We start from the raw sequence: 15,569 nt of genomic DNA, 5'->3' as shown, positions 1-15,569 counted from the left end.
CGAATGAGATTTATTTCTTTCGCAATTGGTGTTCCCCAGCCATTGCCACCGCCATAGAAATTCTTTGCCGCAGCGCCACCGCTCAATGTTGTCCTTGGCCTTGCTCAACAACAGCGCACTGCGGCCTTCGAAATCCCGCAGGTTGACGTCGTTGCCCAGGCTGGCGCCATGGATCTGGCCACGGCTGTTGACGGCCTGCACCACTTCCGGCTCCGGATTGTTCCATTGCGAGCCTGGATGAATGCCGATGTGGCTGCCAGTGCCGACGGCGGCGAGAACCGGTGCCTTGGTGAAAATTTCGGCGTCCGGGCCGATACCGACTTCCAGGTATTGCGACCACATGCCTTGTTCGATCAGCAGGGCTTCGACGCTGCAAATGAAGGTGCCGGGTGTCTGGCGCACCGCCGACAGTGGTGCCTGTTCGTCAGCGGCGGTTTGATCCTGGCCATTCCCGCGTCGATGCTCGGCAGAACTGCGAAAACCGCGCGTACCATCGCGAGCCTGGAGACGGCATGAACCTGCAGGGCTAACGCGTGCTGGTGACGGCCGCCGGGCAGGGCATTGGCAAGGCCTGCGCTATTGTCTTTGCCCGGGCCGGTGCTGAAGTGTTTGCCACTGACATCGATGACGAAGCACAGGTGTATCAGCAATTTCTCGATCGCCAACCCATGGGTAGAATCGGCAGCGCCGACGCGATCACCCGGTTTGCCTTGTACCTGGGCAGTGATGAGTCGGCCTACACTATCGGGGGCGTGCATGTCATCGTTGGCGGCATGAGCATCTGAAGCCTGGTTTGCACTTTCAGTTTGAGCAGGAGAAACACATGAAGCTGTTGCGTTATGGCGAAAAAGGTTCGGAGAAGCCCGGCCTCCTGGATGCTGATAATCAGATCCGCGACCTTTCGGGCCACGTGGCGGATATCGCCGGTCAAGTCCTGAGCCCGCAAAGCCTGGCAGCGCTGGGCGCCATCGATCCGGCCAGCCTGCCGCTCGTTGCCGGCCAGCCGCGTATCGGTGCTTGCGTAGGGCAGGTGGGCAAATTTATCTGCATCGGTCTGAACTACGCCGACCATGCGGCCGAGTCGAGCATGGACGTACCGAAAGAGCCGATCATCTTCAACAAATGGACCAGTGCGATCTGCGGGCCGAATGACAACATCGAGATCCCGCGTGGCTCGCTCAAAACCGACTGGGAAGTGGAACTTGGTGTGGTCATCGGCAAAGGTGGGCGTTACATCGATGAAGCGAACGCCATGGAACACGTCGCCGGCTATTGTGTCATCAACGATGTGTCGGAGCGCGAATGGCAACTGGAGCGCGGTGGCACCTGGGACAAGGGCAAAGGTTTCGACACTTTCGGCCCGCTCGGCCCGTGGTTGGTCACTCGCGATGAAATCAACGATCCTCACGCGCTGGATCTTTGGCTGGATGTCGATGGTCACCGCTACCAGACAGGCAATACAAGGACACTGATCTTCAATGTGCCGCAGTTGATTGCCTATCTGAGTCGTTGCATGAGCCTGCAACCAGGCGACGTGATCTCCACCGGCACGCCGCCTGGCGTGGGTCTGGGAATCAAACCTGCCCCGGTCTTTCTGCGTCCTGGCCAGACCATTCGGCTAGGCATTACGGGGTTGGGTGAACAGCATCAAGTCACCGTGCAAGCGGACTGACGGGGCACGGCTCATGCGCAAAGAACCGTCCTTGTATCAATGGCCGGATGTGAAGTGAGCCGAATCCGTCCTGATCACGCGCTCAGTCCGGACGATAAATCCGTTGCCAATGCCCAACGCTGGTCATGGAAGGTCACCGACCAGCGTTCCAGCACCGCCTTGTTTCCTGCTGAGACCGGTGTACCGGCGAGCCCCTGCCTTTTGCCTGTAGTCCTCAAAACAGCCTGGTGATTTCATTCAAGATCCGATCCTGGGTTTCAGTGGTTGGTCTTTGGCGATAAGCGACGGCCAAAAAAGCAACGCCTTCATAGTCGCAGCGAATCGAAACAGTCATGCCCTGACGAAACCCGAAGACGGATCGGTTGCCGGTCTCAACAAAATATCTCGCTTTTGTAAGCGCCACTCTGGCGTGCTCCAGACAGCCAGTTTGGCTAAAAGAGTGCTGTAGCCAACTGGTAGTGAGTCGCACAGACGAAGTCTCGCTGTCATCGATGGGGGGGCGAGTAATTGCTTTATTCGGCGCACTAGCGTTCTCGTCGCTGGCGCAAGCGACCAGCCCCATTGAGATAACACCCAGCAAGAAACCAAAACGAACGCTCGAATGCTTAAGTGGATTTCCCATGGTGAGGCGTACCTGTGACGGACTGCAATGAATGAAGTGTTTGGCCGCACTTGCCGCGCCATTTCAGTGCTGCCCTCAGGTCGAACCCGAAGACGCGCAGTTGCTGGTCGCAGCGACAGGCCTTGGCGATGCGCGCCACCCACGCGATGGAAGGCTAGCGCATTGGGCCGCCGCAGAGTTGCCGCTCGTCGGCGATAGCTTCTGGCCGGTTGTTGCCTTTCGCGGCTGGCAGCAATCGGCCAATTCTGTTGAAAAATTCGGTTCTTCCAGACTGCCCGCATACTAGCCGCTGAAAGCGCCTTTTTTACGCACCGCTATGCGAAATCTGACCCAGGAGCCCTCTGATCAAAGTAAAGATTTCAATCTCAAGCGCGTACTTTTCTGTCGTGGAAACCATGGCCGACTTTTTCAACAGACTTGGCCAATAGCGGACGTTGGACCGAGTCCGCTGCGAGTGGATTTGGACATCCATAGGGGCTACGCTTCGGCCTGGGCAGAGCCATAGCGAGACAGAACCAGAGAAATTTTGTGGATCGATCCAGCGTCTCAAGATTAATCGCGCGAAGGAGTTGAAACTGAGTACGGCATCGCGATCAATAGGATTGATCCGGCTATCACGTAGATTTTTGACAGTCACCGGCCATCCGGCAGGGCTGTAGTGAAATTGAACGCGCGCTTGGTAACAAACGCATCCGGGCTATGGAAGTCGTAATGCCGAAAGATAAAAATAAAACGGTTATCGATTCGCAACCGACGACGATTAACAGCTATCTGTTTCCCGTCACTATCGGCGTTCTGCTCATGACCATTGTGGGCATCGGGTGGTTCCTGGTCAGCAGCAAACCTGCTCCAGTGACTTATGCGCCGGTCGTCCAGCCGGCCACTCCACAACCTGGTGCCGTAGTGCAGGAAAAGGCGCTGGCAAAAATGGTTGATGAGCAGCAATGTCAGGGTTGCCACAGCGCCCAAGTCAAGGACTGGCAAGGCTCCCATCACGAACTGGCGATGCAGGTAGCCAACGCTGAAACCATGCTGGGCGACTTCAACAACGTCACCTTCCATGCGGAAAAAGAAACCACCCATTTCTCCCGCAAAGGTGACGGATTCTGGGTCAACACCCCCGGCATCGATGGCAAGAACGCGGACTTCCAGGTCGCTTACACCTTTGGAATTTCGCCGCTACAGCAATACCTGGTGGCGGTTGGTGACGGTCGCTTGCAAGCTCTGGGCGTGGCTTGGGATACCGAAAAAAACCGCTGGTTTCACCTCTATCCTGGCCAGGGCGTGAGCTTCAAGAACCCGATGCACTGGAGCAAACCGAGCCAAAACGCCAATTTCATGTGCGTCGAGTGCCACACCACGGGTTACAAGCGCAATTTCGATACGGCAAAAAATACCTTTGACAGTCATTGGAACAGCCTCGGTGTCGGCTGCCAGGCGTGCCATGGCCCGGCCTCCAATCACCTGGAATGGACGACGAAAAAAGGTGACTTGATCCACGCCGGGTTTCCCGTCGGCCTCAAGGACAAGAATTCAACCGTAGAAATCGAAACCTGCGCACGCTGCCACTCCCGACGTGCGCCGCTGGGCGATGGTTTCACCGTCGGCAATCGCCTGATGGATGACTACTTACCGAGTCCCCTGACCCGCGAACTGTATGCACTGGACGGCAAGATCAAGGATGAAGTATTCGAACATGGCTCCTTCACCCAGAGCAAAATGTCCGACAAGGGTGTGCGTTGCAGCAATTGCCACAATCCCCATAGCAACGAACTCAAGGCACCGGGTAACGGCGTATGCCTGCAATGCCACAACACTGCCGGCAAGACCTCGGTGGATGGTGTCGATGGCAAGGGCCTGCAAGCGAAGAATTATGACTCCATCGAACACACCCGCCACCCCATGGGCCAACCCGGCTCGCAGTGCGTGGATTGCCACATGCCTGGCAAGTTCTACATGGGCAACGACTTCCGGCATGACCATAGCTTCAGCATTCCCAACCCCGAGCGGGCGAAAAAACTCGGCACGCCGGATGCCTGTTTGAGTTGTCATCAAGGCAAGGTCGGCGACAAAGTCATCGAACAGTTCAAGCTCTGGAACGCGGCCACAGTTGCACATACGCCGCGCTACGACGAAAGCCTGTGGCGTATCCGCAACGGCGAACCCGGTGCGGCACAAGCGTTGTATGAGCAATTGCAACGCAGCGACCTGCCAGCGATCCAGCGGGCGACTTTGTTGGCCGAGTTGCCGCTATACCCCAGCGAGCAGGCGTTGAACCTGGCGACCCAGCACCTGAGCAACCCGGCACCGCAAGTGCGAGAAAGTGCCGTGCGGGCGATCAGCGCGTTACTCCCGCCACCGGAGCGGGCGCCGCTGCTGACGCCATTGCTGGGTGATCCTGTGAAGGCCGTACGCATCGCCGCAGCCCGAGATTTGTTGAGCGTGGCTCGCACTGGTTTAGGCAGTGCACAAAGCAACTGGAATGCCGCCATTGCCGAATACGAAGCAGTACAGAAGAGCCTGGCCGAACGCGCCGAAGCCAACCTCAACCTGGCAATGCTCTACCAGGCCAGCGGTCGCAGCGGCGAAGTCGAAGCGCTGCTGCGCACGGCCCTTAAGCGTGACCCGGATTTCTACCCGGCACTGGTGACGCTGGTGCAATGGCTGGAAGCGGGCGGACGCAGCCAAGAAGCTCAGGCGCTGCTCGCGCAAAGCCTGAAAGAACACCCGGAGGCCGCCCTGCTGCAACATACCCAGGGTTTGTCGCTGGTGCGTGCGGGTAAAACGGATCAAGCCATGCCGGCTCTGCGCAAAGCCGCGCAACTGGAACCCGATAACGCCCAATACGGTTACGTCCTGGCCGTGGCACTGCATGACAGCGGCAACGTTGAGGCGGCATGTGAGGAATTGGAAAGGCTGTTGAAGGTGCATCCCGCCAACCGCAATGCGCGGCAGGCGTTGATCCATTACTACCTCAAAGGCGGGCAGGAACCGAAGGCGAAGATGCTCGTGCAGGGCTGGAAGAAAATGAACATGGATGATCCATCGTTGAAATGATCCGTCGCGTCTGGAGCAACTGCCGAGCAGGGAAAACATGCATTTGGTGAATCGATGCGCGCCCGTATGTTGTTTTATTCAACCACTGAATTACATGACCCAATACTGGAGCATCGCTTACTCCTTCGCAGGTGTTGAATGGGCGCGTCCAGGCAGCGGGCGCGCCAAGGTTGTTGACCCTTTAGCGGGATTAAGGGCGCGGTCCGGTTACTGCTTTGTACCCGGCAGTAGTTCAAAGTCCGGGGCAAACGGCGTCATGGCTGCCATCAGCAGTTCGAACGGTTTGTGATTGCCCGTGAAGCTAGCCTTGCCGTCCTTGACGAGCTGATTGAAGCTGGTTTTTCTTGCCATCACGCCTTCAAGCGCAGAGCGATCTAGGGTGATGGTCAGGTCGGCGTTTTTGGCCTGCTGTCCCTTGATGCTGGTCAGGGTCGAGTTACTCAACTCGACCACGAACTGTTCGCCATTGTCCGGCGTCTTGAGATTCAGGATGAAGTGTTCACCCGCAACTTTGCTGCCATCCAGGCTGATGCCGAGATACTCCAGCCACAACTCCGTGCTCATGGCGCGGATCATGTCAGGTCCACCGGTTTTTGGCGGTACGCCTTTGGGCGCGCCGTGGCGCAATTCGTACGCCGCGGCAAGGAAACTGTTGCGCACGCCGGCACTTTCCTTCTGATAGCCGACCTGCTCATACACGTCCGCCAGCAGATCCTTGGCCTGGCTGTTTTGCGGCTCGGCATACACCAGTTTATTGAGGATCTCGTAGGCTTCGCGGTATTTGCCCTGGTCGAACAGGGATTTGCCCTTGGCCATGATCTTGTCCGCGCCGCCCATCATTTCGACATACAGCGGTGCCGAATCTTTCGGTGAAAGCGGCATCAGCGTCGCCGGGTTGGCATCCCAATAGCCCAGGTAGCGGTTGATCACGGCACGGCTATTGTGCTCTTCCGAGCCGTGGTAGCTGTGAGTCGCCCAATTGTTTTTCAGGCTTTCGGGCAGCTTGTAGACGTTTTGAATCTCGTTGATGGTGACGCCCTGGTTAGCCGCATGCAGCACGGCATTGTTCAGGTTGGCGTAGGCATCGCGTTGCGCGCGCATTACTTCTTGAATCCGCTCATTGCCCCAACGTGGCCAACTGTGGGACGCGAGCATGACATCGGCCTGTTGTCCGTAACGATACAGGGCGTTGTTGATGTTCTTCGACCAGACCAGAGGATCACGGACCAGGGCACCGCGCAGCGTGTAGATGTTATGGATCGTGCCGGTTATGTTCTCGGCGGCCCAGAACGCCTTGAACTGTGGAAACCAGGTGTTCATTTCCGATGGCGCTTCGGTGCCCGGAGTGTTCTGGAACTCCATCACCACCCCGTCAACGGTCAGGGTTTCGAAATCTTTCTCGATATAGCGATTGGGCTCAATCAGCCCCATGGCGCCCATCGAGGCATTTTTCCCTATGGCCATGTCGACATGGCCGTATGGGCTGTGCGGCAACATCACACCGTACTGCAAGAAGGCGCGCCGGGTCATGGCAGTACCGGCGTAGACGTTTTCAGCCACGGCATGCTCCATGAAACCTGTCGGTGCTATCAACGGGACCTTGCCGCTGCGCACATCTGCTTCATCGACCACTGCGCGGATACCACCGAAATGGTCGGCATGAGAGTGAGAGATTACTACCGCCACGACCGGGCGCTTGCCAAGTTTTTCATTAATGAAGTCCAGGGCGGCCTTGGCGGTTTCCTTCGACATCAGGGTATCGAACACAATCCAGCCGGTATCGCCCTTGATGAAGGTGATGTTGGCCAGGTCAAAACCGCGCACTTGGTAAATCCTTTCCGGAACGACCTCATACAGACCGAAGGCCGTGTTGAGTACAGCCTGGCGTTGCAGGGACGGATTGATACTGTCGTAGTCCTTACCTTCCAGCAGGAAGTTATAGCTCCCCATGTTCCAGGCGACGTTCCCGGCCTCGGCCATGATCTTGTTATAGGACGGTGCAGCAATGAAGCCTTTTCTCGCTTCTTCAAAGTCGCGTTTGTCCGCAAACGGAAGAGCCTTGCGCACACCATTTTGCAGTTCGATCGTGTAAGGCGAAGGCGCTTTGCCTTTGCTGTCGAAATGCGCGTTTTGTGCGGAGGCGGGATCAGAACTCACGACGTTTGCATCGGCAGCAAAAATGGCCGGGTTGACGCTACCGCCAAGGGTAATCGCCAGTGCCAGATGAAGGGTCTTGTTGGACATGAAAGGGTTCCTGCGCCAGAAAGTTTGCCAATGAGCGTCAATGCCGTTGAGTGCCCATAGCGCTTGTTTATGTGCGTCGTCAGCTTGACCAGTACGGCCATGAATAGCATATTCATTTCATTACGAAAAATTCCGTTTCGATGCTTATCGATAACACAAAGGTTATGAGATGACGCCACGCCGCTTACGTCAGTTTTTGGCATTGATTGAACATGCGCACTTTGGTCGGGCAGCAAAAGCGTTGGGGGTTTCCCAGCCGGCACTGAGCAAAAGCATCCAGTTACTGGAGAGTGAACTGGGGGTCACGCTGTTCGATAGACGCACCGAAGGCGTCGTGCCGACTGCGTTTGGTCAATTGCTTCGTGAAAAGAGCCAGCGCCTGTTGATGGCCGAGGAGGACCTGCGTCGAGACATCGCTTTGCTGGCGGGAGGCGATATTGGAGCACTGAGGGTAGCGTTGGGTCCCTACCCAAGCATCGCCAGCGGTTATGCCAGCCTCGCGCGATTGCATGCCCGGCATCCTCAAATCAAGGTCACTGCACATGTCGCCGGTTGGCGTGAAGTTGCTCATCAGGTCGCCACAGGGGCAGTGGATCTGGGGATTGCCGAAATCAGCACGTTGCAAGGCAGGGAAGAGTTCACCTGCGAGCTGTTGGGTGAGCATGAGGGGCGTCTGTTTTGCCGTTCCGGCCATCCGCTGCTGTCGCAAAATCGTTCACTGACATTGGCGCAAACACTCGATTACCCGTGGGTGGCCTCGCGCATTCCGCTGCGGCTAGCGACCCATTTGCTCCCGGCAACGTTGGGCTGTGCGGGCGCTTATGATGCGATGACGGGTGATTTTGTACCGGCGATCGAAATAGACGTGCCGATGCAAATCGTTAAATTCCTCGAGAACAGTAATGCCCTGGCTCTAGGGAATTTATCGACTTTTGAGCAGGAAATCATGGCGGGAGAAATCGCACCGTTACCCATCCATGACCTCGCACTGCGAACCCGTTACGGCTTCATTTACCTTAAAGAGCGCTCGTTACCACCCGCGGTAGAGGTTTACATGAGGGAAGTGAGGGCCGTGGAAGAAGAAATCTGTCAGCGGGAAAGCCTTCTCGTCCAAATGAGAATGGAGTGAATCCAGCGGTACGCCTGGGCTTCGAAGATACGCAGGAACAGTGAATACAAGTCCTGTGGAATGGCGAAATGCTTAACGACAGCTATCGCCGCAATATCTAATGGCATCAGTGCCGTATTTTCGCCTGCCACAATTGCATGCGCTTTTGCGCGACCGTGGCATCGTACCGAAACCACCCACTTACTTGCAGGTGCTCCGGCAGTTGAGCGTTCGGGTTCAAAAGTCTGATCGATAAACCGGGGTCTTCATAAGTTTTGGAGCTATAAAATTAGTTGCTAATGAGCGCTACGCTATTAATGAGCTATCCCCAATAGTTCCCCCGTCGCACTTCTTCCATTATTGGAGGTTGGCAATGAAAACTTGCTCCCCCTTGGCTACGCTGTTCGTCACCGCGATCCTCTTTGGCTGCACAAGCTCATCAAACCATTCAATGAACCTTCCTCTGGCAGCGACTCACAAAAATCCGGGGCATGTTGCCAATACCACGTTGACCGGCGTAGGCAATCAAACTAACTTTGACTTCTAAGTTACAGGTGTTCCAATCGGAACCATCATGCCTCCGCGCTTGTACACGTTCATCAATAAAGGCAGTTGTCAGCAACCAGGGCCAGCTGCCTACGCAATGAACGACAAGGTCGACACTCAATCCGCCACTGGTGCCAGCGGTTGGAGCTTTTACAGAAGCGCGCCGATAACAATGCCAGATCTGCTCTCGGGTAATTATTCGGTTGTCGTGCGAACTTCACCCGACGATGGCAACGTCGATATTTTTTGCGGCGATATAGCGCAAGCAACCCGCTGACGCTGCTTAGTTAATTTGGAAATAGAGATAACACCATTTTCGGTGATTTCACTGCGGTTTATTGGATTAATAGTGGGTGTACATACAGCTTGTAACCCTGGCTTTACATACTGCCCAAAAAACATTACGAGTGGCATGTTCAACAGAAAAAAGCGCACTAGACTCCTTTTGCGCCTTAATCCGTGCGAGGGTCAGGCAATAAGAAAAAATGATTCTGAACGCACTAACTGGGCGAACTACTCGGTGGTTAATGCACTAAAGATCGATGTTGATGTGCACTCAGCACCCGGTCGCTAACACCATGAAACAACGAGGAATTCTGGTATGAAACAGCTTAGGGAGCATTTCAGGCTATCTGTCGTATTTGCTGCACTTTTGTCACTGAGCGGACTGGCCCACGCGGCTCAAACGGAAAAGACCAACATCCTGTTTATTGTCTCCGATGATACCGGCTACGGCGACCTTGGCCCCTACGGAGGCGGGATCGGTCGAGGTATGCCTACGCCAAGCATCGATGAGCTGGCGGCAGAGGGGGTCACTTTTTATTCTTTTTATGCCCAGCCAAGCTGCACGCCCGGTCGAGCGGCCATGCAAACCGGACGTATCCCCAATCGTAGCGGCATGACGACCGTGGCCATGCAGGGCCAGGGCGGTGGTTTGCCAGCGGCGGAGTGGACGTTGGCCTCGGTGCTGAAAACCGGGGGCTACGACACCTATTTCACCGGTAAGTGGCACTTGGGCGAAGCAGATTACGCCTTGCCCAATGCGCAAGGCTACGACGTGATGAAATATGTCGGCCTGTACCATCTCAATGCCTACACCTATGCCGATCCGCAATGGTTCCCCGACATGGACCCTGAAACCCGCGCGATGTTTACCAGAGTGACCAAGGGCGCGTTGTCCGGCAAGGCAGGTGAAAAACCGATTGAAGAATTCAAGGTCAATGGCCAGTACGTGGACACACCTGTCGTGGATGGCAAACCCGGTGTGGTTGGTATCCCCTTTTTCGACAACTATGTCGAAAAAGCCGCACTTGAGTTTCTCGACACAGCGTCCAAATCGGACAAGCCGTTTTTCATCAACGTCAACTTCATGAAGGTGCACCAGCCGAATATGCCGGCACCGGAGTTTGTTCATAAGTCCATGTCTAAATCCAAGTACGCCGACTCCGTGGTCGAACTGGATACCCGCATCGGTCGCATCATGGACAAACTCAAGGCGCTGGGGATGGATAAAAACACCCTGGTGGTCTACACCACGGACAACGGCGCCTGGCAGGACGTTTATCCGGATGCCGGCTACACGCCATTCCGCGGGACCAAGGGCACCGTGCGTGAAGGCGGTAACCGGGTACCGGCAATTGCCGTCTGGCCATCGAAAATCAAACCCGACACAAAAAACCACGAGATTCTTGGTGGCCTGGATTTGATGGCGACATTCGCTTCCGTTGCTGGCGTGAAGTTGCCTGAGAAAGATCGCGAGGGTCAGCCAATCATCTTCGACAGTTATGACATGACACCTGTGCTCACCGGCACTGCCCCTTCCCCACGAAAAGAGTGGTTCTACTTTACCGAGAACGAACTGACCCCGGGTGCGGCCCGTGTTGGAAACTATAAAGCCGTGTTCAACTTGCGCGGTGACGATGGCGCGCATACCGGTGGTCTGGCGGTGGACACTAACTTAGGGTGGAAAGGCGCAGATAAGTATGTAGCGACCGTGCCCCAAGTCTTTGACTTGTGGCAAGACCCGCAAGAGCGCTATGACCTCTTCATGACCACCTTTACGGAACGGACCTGGACGATGGTGCCGATCACAGCAGCGATCATGAAGCTGATGAAAACCTACGTCGAATACCCACCGCGAAAACTGCAAAGTATGGGTTATGACGGACCTGTCACGCTGTCGCAGTATCAGAAATTTCAATCCGTGCGTGAGTCTCTGAAGCAAGAGGGCGTCAACTTGCCGATGCCTGTTGGCAACTGATTCATCAGCCGAAAAGTGGCGACCTCATCAGAGGGCGCCACTTCGCAGCATGAAGTCGGCGTGTATGCAACACGCGTGAAAAATAACGCAGTGGATATTTAAGGGGTCAACTGTTCGCCCGATTTTAGGGGAGTAATCCATGAACGACATTTCATTGGTTCGTCCGGCAATGCGCTGGCTCTGGCTTGTCTTGTTGTGGCCGCTGCTGCTGCAAGCGGCCGAACCCTTACCCTCTTGGCGTGAGGGACCTTCCAAACACGCCATTGTTGAGTTCGTCCAGGCGGTGACAGTTGATGGTTCCAAGGATTTTGTGCCACCGGCTGAACGCATTGCAGTGTTCGATAACGACGGCACGCTGTGGAGCGAACAGCCCATGTATTTTCAGATGCTATTCGCCCTTGAAGAGATCAAACGCCTGGCACCCCAGCATCCTGAATGGCAACAACAGCAGCCGTTCAAGGCAGTTCTGGAAAACGATCAGAAAACGTTGGCTGGCAGTGGTATGGAGGGACTGATGAAGATCATCGATGCCACCCATACCGAGATCAGTACTCAAGCCTTTTTGGCCAATGTCCGAGCATGGCTCGCCAAGGCCGTGCACCCCAAAACCCATAAGCCCTACACCGAAATGGTCTATCAGCCAATGTTGGAATTGCTCGCCTATTTGCGAGCTAACGGCTTCAAAACCTACATCGTGTCCGGAGGCGAAGTGGCGTTCATGCGCGCCTGGGCAGAGGAAGTGTATGGCGTTCCACCGGAGCAGGTGATCGGGACTACCTTCACCGCTGAGTATCAATATAACGCAGGCAAGCCGGTGATCATGCGCATGCCCAAGCTCGCTCATAACGACGATGGGCCGGGTAAACCCGTCAGTATTGACGCCGTTATAGGCCGCCGCCCGATCTTCGCTTTTGGCAACTCCGATGGCGATCAGCAGATGTTGCAATGGACCGCCGCGGGCGACGGCAAACGCTTCATGGGACTTGTGCATCACACCGATGCACAGCGTGAATGGGCGTACGACCGTGATTCAAAGATCGGCAAGCTGGACAAAGCCTTGGACGAAGCCCAGGCGCAGAACTGGACAGTGGTTGATATGGCGAAAGAGTGGGTAAAAATCTACCCTTTTGATACCGTAGCTCCGTGAAACCTATCGCCTCTATCGCCTCTAACGCCTCAATGCGGCTTGGGCTGTGACGATTGTAATTGGAGTTATTTGGGAAACAACAGCGCAAGTGCCTCCCGAAACCCCCAGCCCTCAGCACCATCTTTCGGGCTGTCAACCCAGTAGCGAGGACCTGCTTGCAGGCTCATGGGCTGATGACCCACCTTGAACAACTGGGTGACGGATAGATTGATCGGCACTGACCATTCGCGGGCTTGCCAGTCGTAGGTGGATTCTGTGTTGATGCCGTAGGTGGTGTAGGTATGGGTGGTGTAACAAAAGAACGGTTGCAGAAAGGTTTGGTTGATTTTGTCTTTGTCATCGGGCGGGCTGTTTTCCAGCGACCTGATGTGGTTAGCCAGAATGTCGCGGGTCCAGCCATTACTTTGTTTGAGGGCAACCACAGTGGGACCCGCCCCCCATTGTTCACCGCTCAACAGGTCATCGCTAGTGAAGTTACATACCTTGTGGCGAGGGGGCTCGCCCCCGTTGAGCCGCGAAGCGGCCCCAAAACCTGCCACCAAGGCGTATCAGATACACTGCCCGGTAGAACCAGCTCCGTACTTTGAGTCGAGCTAACGGCCGGCCGTGGCGGGATCGCCCTCGTGACGTTTGGCCATTAACCCTTATAGAGCAACGCCTCTACCACCACCCCAAATGCTGACGAATTTTCACGCCGGTTCGGATAGTAAAGATGGTAGCCCGCAAAGGGCTGGCACCAATCCTCCAGTACCCGCACAAGGCTGCCGTCGGCCAATTCCTTCGCGACCATATCTTGCGGCAGAAACCCCAAACCACACCCCGCCACGGCCGCACGCAAAATCGGCACACTGCTGTTGAACGTCCATTGCCCGTCAACGCGTGCCTTGAGTTCGTGACCGTCCTTTTCAAAGTCCCATTGCATCAAGCTGCCATGGGTAGGCAGTCGCAGATTTATGCAGTTGTGCGCAGCCAGATCCCCCGGCGCCTTTGGAAACGGGCGCTGGGCGAAGTACTCAGGCGAACCCACGACCGCGATGCGCAACGGCGGCCCGATCGGTACGGCGATCATGTCCTTGGCGACCTGGTCGCCCAGCCGCACACCCGCGTCATAGCGCTGCGCGACGATGTCGGAGAGGGCGTAATCGACGGTGATTTCGACCTTGATGTCCGGGTAGTCGGGCAGCACTTTCAACAGCTTCGGCCAGAGAATATTGTTCGCCGCATGTTCGGACGCCGAGATGCGCACATTACCAGCCGGGGTGTCGCGAAATTCGCTGACCGCTGCCAGTTCAAGTTCGATCTCATCGAAGCGCGGCGCCATGGATTGATACAAACGCTGACCCGCCTCGGTCGGGGACACGCTGCGTGTGGTGCGAGTGAGCAGGCGCACGCCAAGTCGGGTTTCCAGCGCACGCATGGTGTGGCTCAGCGCAGACTGCGAGACGCCCAACTGTGCAGCGGCGCGGGTGAAGCTGCCTTCGCGGGTAATCACCACGAAGGCTTGCAGGTCGTTGAGATTGGCGCGGGACATTGATGAGAGCCTCGCATGAGGGGCGCGGGATTATTCCATGAAAGCAGGTTCCGGCTGGATGCGCGACCCCCCGAAGCGCGCGCCGGCAGGTCACCCTGGAGGGGAGTGAGCAATGTGGGAAAACCTCTTCGCAACAACGTCACTCACTTTGGAAATCTTAAAGCGTACCGAGCAAAACCGGACGTCATCCCCGCGCTTTAAAACACCGTAGAAATCGCAAGAGATCCAAATTGATCGTGCTGGTTTTGCCCCTCAAACTCACGGGTTCGCCACACGGTAGAAAACGCGGCCTGCCATTGACTCCAGATCATCGCTACCCCTACTTGCGCATCACCGACCCATTCGCGTCGATCAACAGAGGCGCTGTCTTTCCAGGTGTTGCCATCGAGCAACATGTTATGCGCCATATAGCGACCCTGAAGGTTGGCAAAGCCATACCAGGCGAAACTGCCACCCTCCTGGAAGTACAGGTTGCCACTGAAAGAGGGGGCCACATTCGGCAGGCTATAACTGCGCTCAAGCCCTTGTCCGATGCGTAGGCCCATTCCACTTGCAGCGTAGGTGTAGAGATTGCCCGCCGTGAGACCGGCACTGGGGCCGTACTCAAGATCCAGTCCAGCGAGTTTGGTTTGCAGCCACCAGCGCTTTTCGAAGCCGACATTTACATAGGGCTCATTATGTAATTGATGGTCCCAGCCATTAGGCTCATCACTGCCCGTCAGATGGTGCACCCCTCGCTGAATTTTCTCTGCCCCCGTTGCCGGGCCAACGATACCAAGATCGATATCCAGTTCCCCGGTCTCTCGCCAGCCCTGCAGTTGAGTGTTCTTAAAGACTGAAACACCGAAATACATGAGACCCGCATAGGGGCGATCTTCCGGTTGCAGTTCTGATTGCTCAATGTCATCCGGCGTGTAGATCTGATGGCCGAAACGGTAGGCTGCGAGGTCGACACCTGTCGGACCCCAGCCAGGAATCAACGATCCAATGTTTTGAGTCCAATGATCGCTCTGCGGTTTAAAGGTTGAAGCCAGCTCAAGTCCATTGGAGTAATGACCGTCGTCACCACCGGAAAAAACATCATTTTCGAGTTTTAACGACAAGACATCCGACAGTGCAACAGACGGTGTTGCGAGTGCGATGACCACCAAAAGTTTTGGCATCCATAATTGCATTAGGGAATATCCTTTTTTTGTTTGGACTTGATAAATAAACCGCGAGTTTGGGCTGGTCCATGTATCAAATACTGAGCAGCCGATTTCAGTCTGTATAAAACTTCATTCCCAAATTTGGAACGTACGTACCTGAAATTTTACTCTTGGCCTCAGTGCAGGGAGCATGCCAACTTACTTGACTTACAGGGTGTAAGAGGGGGCGTGGCC

General features: G+C 55.7%; 10 protein-coding genes and 5 pseudogenes. 9 read left to right on the top strand and 6 right to left on the bottom strand.

Annotated features, from left to right (window positions below; genetic code table 11):
• Positions 1–87 precede the first annotated feature (87 nt).
• Positions 88–360 (bottom strand): annotated as a pseudogene (locus ASE98_RS24260) (fumarylacetoacetate hydrolase); the annotation flags it as partial.
• Between the two features lie 173 nt (positions 361–533).
• On the opposite strand from ASE98_RS24260, the pseudogene ASE98_RS27845 reads away from it, so the two are divergent.
• The 3 genes and pseudogenes from ASE98_RS27845 to ASE98_RS24250 all read left to right on the top strand — a co-directional run.
• A pseudogene (locus ASE98_RS27845) lies at positions 534–596 on the top strand (hypothetical protein); the annotation flags it as partial.
• Positions 597–626: 30 nt separating this feature from the next.
• A pseudogene (locus tag ASE98_RS27840) lies at positions 627–785 on the top strand (SDR family oxidoreductase); the annotation flags it as partial.
• 38 nt (positions 786–823) lie between these two features.
• Entirely contained in the window at positions 824–1,672 is an 849-nt protein-coding gene (locus tag ASE98_RS24250) for an ureidoglycolate lyase (protein WP_060543832.1), read from the top strand.
• Between the two features lie 214 nt (positions 1,673–1,886).
• Here the strand turns inward: ASE98_RS24250 and ASE98_RS26785 are convergent, their stop codons facing one another.
• Complete coding sequence (locus tag ASE98_RS26785) at positions 1,887–2,294, bottom strand: hypothetical protein (RefSeq protein WP_060543831.1); 408 nt, start codon at positions 2,292–2,294, stop codon at positions 1,887–1,889.
• 31 nt (positions 2,295–2,325) lie between these two features.
• Here ASE98_RS26785 and ASE98_RS26990 point away from each other — a divergent pair, with 31 nt between their 5' ends.
• Both ASE98_RS26990 and ASE98_RS24240 read left to right on the top strand, forming a co-directional pair.
• Positions 2,326–2,580: a hypothetical protein gene (locus ASE98_RS26990; RefSeq protein WP_177337001.1), complete on the top strand. Its 255-nt coding sequence runs from the start codon at positions 2,326–2,328 to the stop codon at positions 2,578–2,580.
• 425 nt (positions 2,581–3,005) lie between these two features.
• Complete coding sequence (locus ASE98_RS24240) at positions 3,006–5,351, top strand: tetratricopeptide repeat protein (protein WP_060543830.1); 2,346 nt, start codon at positions 3,006–3,008, stop codon at positions 5,349–5,351.
• 207 nt (positions 5,352–5,558) lie between these two features.
• On the opposite strand, the gene ASE98_RS24235 is transcribed toward ASE98_RS24240, so the two are convergent.
• Entirely contained in the window at positions 5,559–7,595 is a 2,037-nt protein-coding gene (locus ASE98_RS24235) for an alkyl/aryl-sulfatase (protein ID WP_060543829.1), read from the bottom strand.
• Positions 7,596–7,764: 169 nt separating this feature from the next.
• Between ASE98_RS24235 and ASE98_RS24230 the strand changes: the two genes are divergently transcribed.
• From ASE98_RS24230 to ASE98_RS24220, 4 genes and pseudogenes are all read left to right on the top strand, one after another.
• The gene (locus ASE98_RS24230) at positions 7,765–8,724 is read left to right on the top strand and encodes a LysR family transcriptional regulator (RefSeq protein WP_060543828.1); all 960 of its coding nucleotides are present in this window, start codon (positions 7,765–7,767) and stop codon (positions 8,722–8,724) included.
• 352 nt (positions 8,725–9,076) lie between these two features.
• Positions 9,077–9,526, top strand: a pseudogene (locus ASE98_RS27425) (hypothetical protein).
• A 324-nt stretch (positions 9,527–9,850) separates the two neighbouring features.
• A complete protein-coding gene (locus ASE98_RS24225) occupies positions 9,851–11,509 on the top strand; it encodes an arylsulfatase (protein WP_060543827.1) in 1,659 nt (552 codons plus the stop codon).
• Positions 11,510–11,648: 139 nt separating this feature from the next.
• On the top strand, positions 11,649–12,656 hold the full coding sequence (locus tag ASE98_RS24220) for an HAD family hydrolase (protein WP_060543826.1): 1,008 nt from the start codon (positions 11,649–11,651) through the stop codon (positions 12,654–12,656).
• Positions 12,657–12,721: 65 nt separating this feature from the next.
• Here the strand turns inward: ASE98_RS24220 and ASE98_RS24215 are convergent.
• The 3 genes and pseudogenes from ASE98_RS24215 to ASE98_RS24205 all read right to left on the bottom strand — a co-directional run.
• Positions 12,722–13,123, bottom strand: a pseudogene (locus ASE98_RS24215) (transporter); the annotation flags it as partial.
• A 170-nt stretch (positions 13,124–13,293) separates the two neighbouring features.
• Positions 13,294–14,187, bottom strand: a complete 894-nt coding sequence (locus tag ASE98_RS24210) for a LysR family transcriptional regulator (protein ID WP_060543825.1) — start codon at positions 14,185–14,187, stop codon at positions 13,294–13,296.
• Positions 14,188–14,384: 197 nt separating this feature from the next.
• Complete coding sequence (locus ASE98_RS24205) at positions 14,385–15,362, bottom strand: lipid A deacylase LpxR family protein (protein ID WP_156465549.1); 978 nt, start codon at positions 15,360–15,362, stop codon at positions 14,385–14,387.
• Positions 15,363–15,569: the final 207 nt, after the last annotated feature.

The sequence above is a fragment of the Pseudomonas sp. Leaf48 genome (genome assembly GCF_001421885.1).
Classification (GTDB): Bacteria; Pseudomonadota; Gammaproteobacteria; order Pseudomonadales; family Pseudomonadaceae; genus Aquipseudomonas.
This window is presented reverse-complemented; position numbering and strand designations above follow the sequence as displayed.

Excerpts from the sequence above, each read along its gene's own strand:
- ASE98_RS24250 (WP_060543832.1), top strand. The coding sequence starts at position 824 with ATGAAGCTGTTGCGTTATGGCGAAAAAGGTTCGGAGAAGCCCGGCCTC.
- ASE98_RS26785 (WP_060543831.1), bottom strand. The coding sequence starts at position 2,294 with ATGGGAAATCCACTTAAGCATTCGAGCGTTCGTTTTGGTTTCTTGCTG.
- ASE98_RS26990 (WP_177337001.1), top strand. The coding sequence starts at position 2,326 with ATGAAGTGTTTGGCCGCACTTGCCGCGCCATTTCAGTGCTGCCCTCAG.
- ASE98_RS24240 (WP_060543830.1), top strand. The coding sequence starts at position 3,006 with ATGCCGAAAGATAAAAATAAAACGGTTATCGATTCGCAACCGACGACG.
- ASE98_RS24235 (WP_060543829.1), bottom strand. The coding sequence starts at position 7,595 with ATGTCCAACAAGACCCTTCATCTGGCACTGGCGATTACCCTTGGCGGT.
- ASE98_RS24230 (WP_060543828.1), top strand. The coding sequence starts at position 7,765 with ATGACGCCACGCCGCTTACGTCAGTTTTTGGCATTGATTGAACATGCG.
- ASE98_RS24225 (WP_060543827.1), top strand. The coding sequence starts at position 9,851 with ATGAAACAGCTTAGGGAGCATTTCAGGCTATCTGTCGTATTTGCTGCA.
- ASE98_RS24220 (WP_060543826.1), top strand. The coding sequence starts at position 11,649 with ATGAACGACATTTCATTGGTTCGTCCGGCAATGCGCTGGCTCTGGCTT.
- ASE98_RS24210 (WP_060543825.1), bottom strand. The coding sequence starts at position 14,187 with ATGTCCCGCGCCAATCTCAACGACCTGCAAGCCTTCGTGGTGATTACC.
- ASE98_RS24205 (WP_156465549.1), bottom strand. The coding sequence starts at position 15,362 with ATGCAATTATGGATGCCAAAACTTTTGGTGGTCATCGCACTCGCAACA.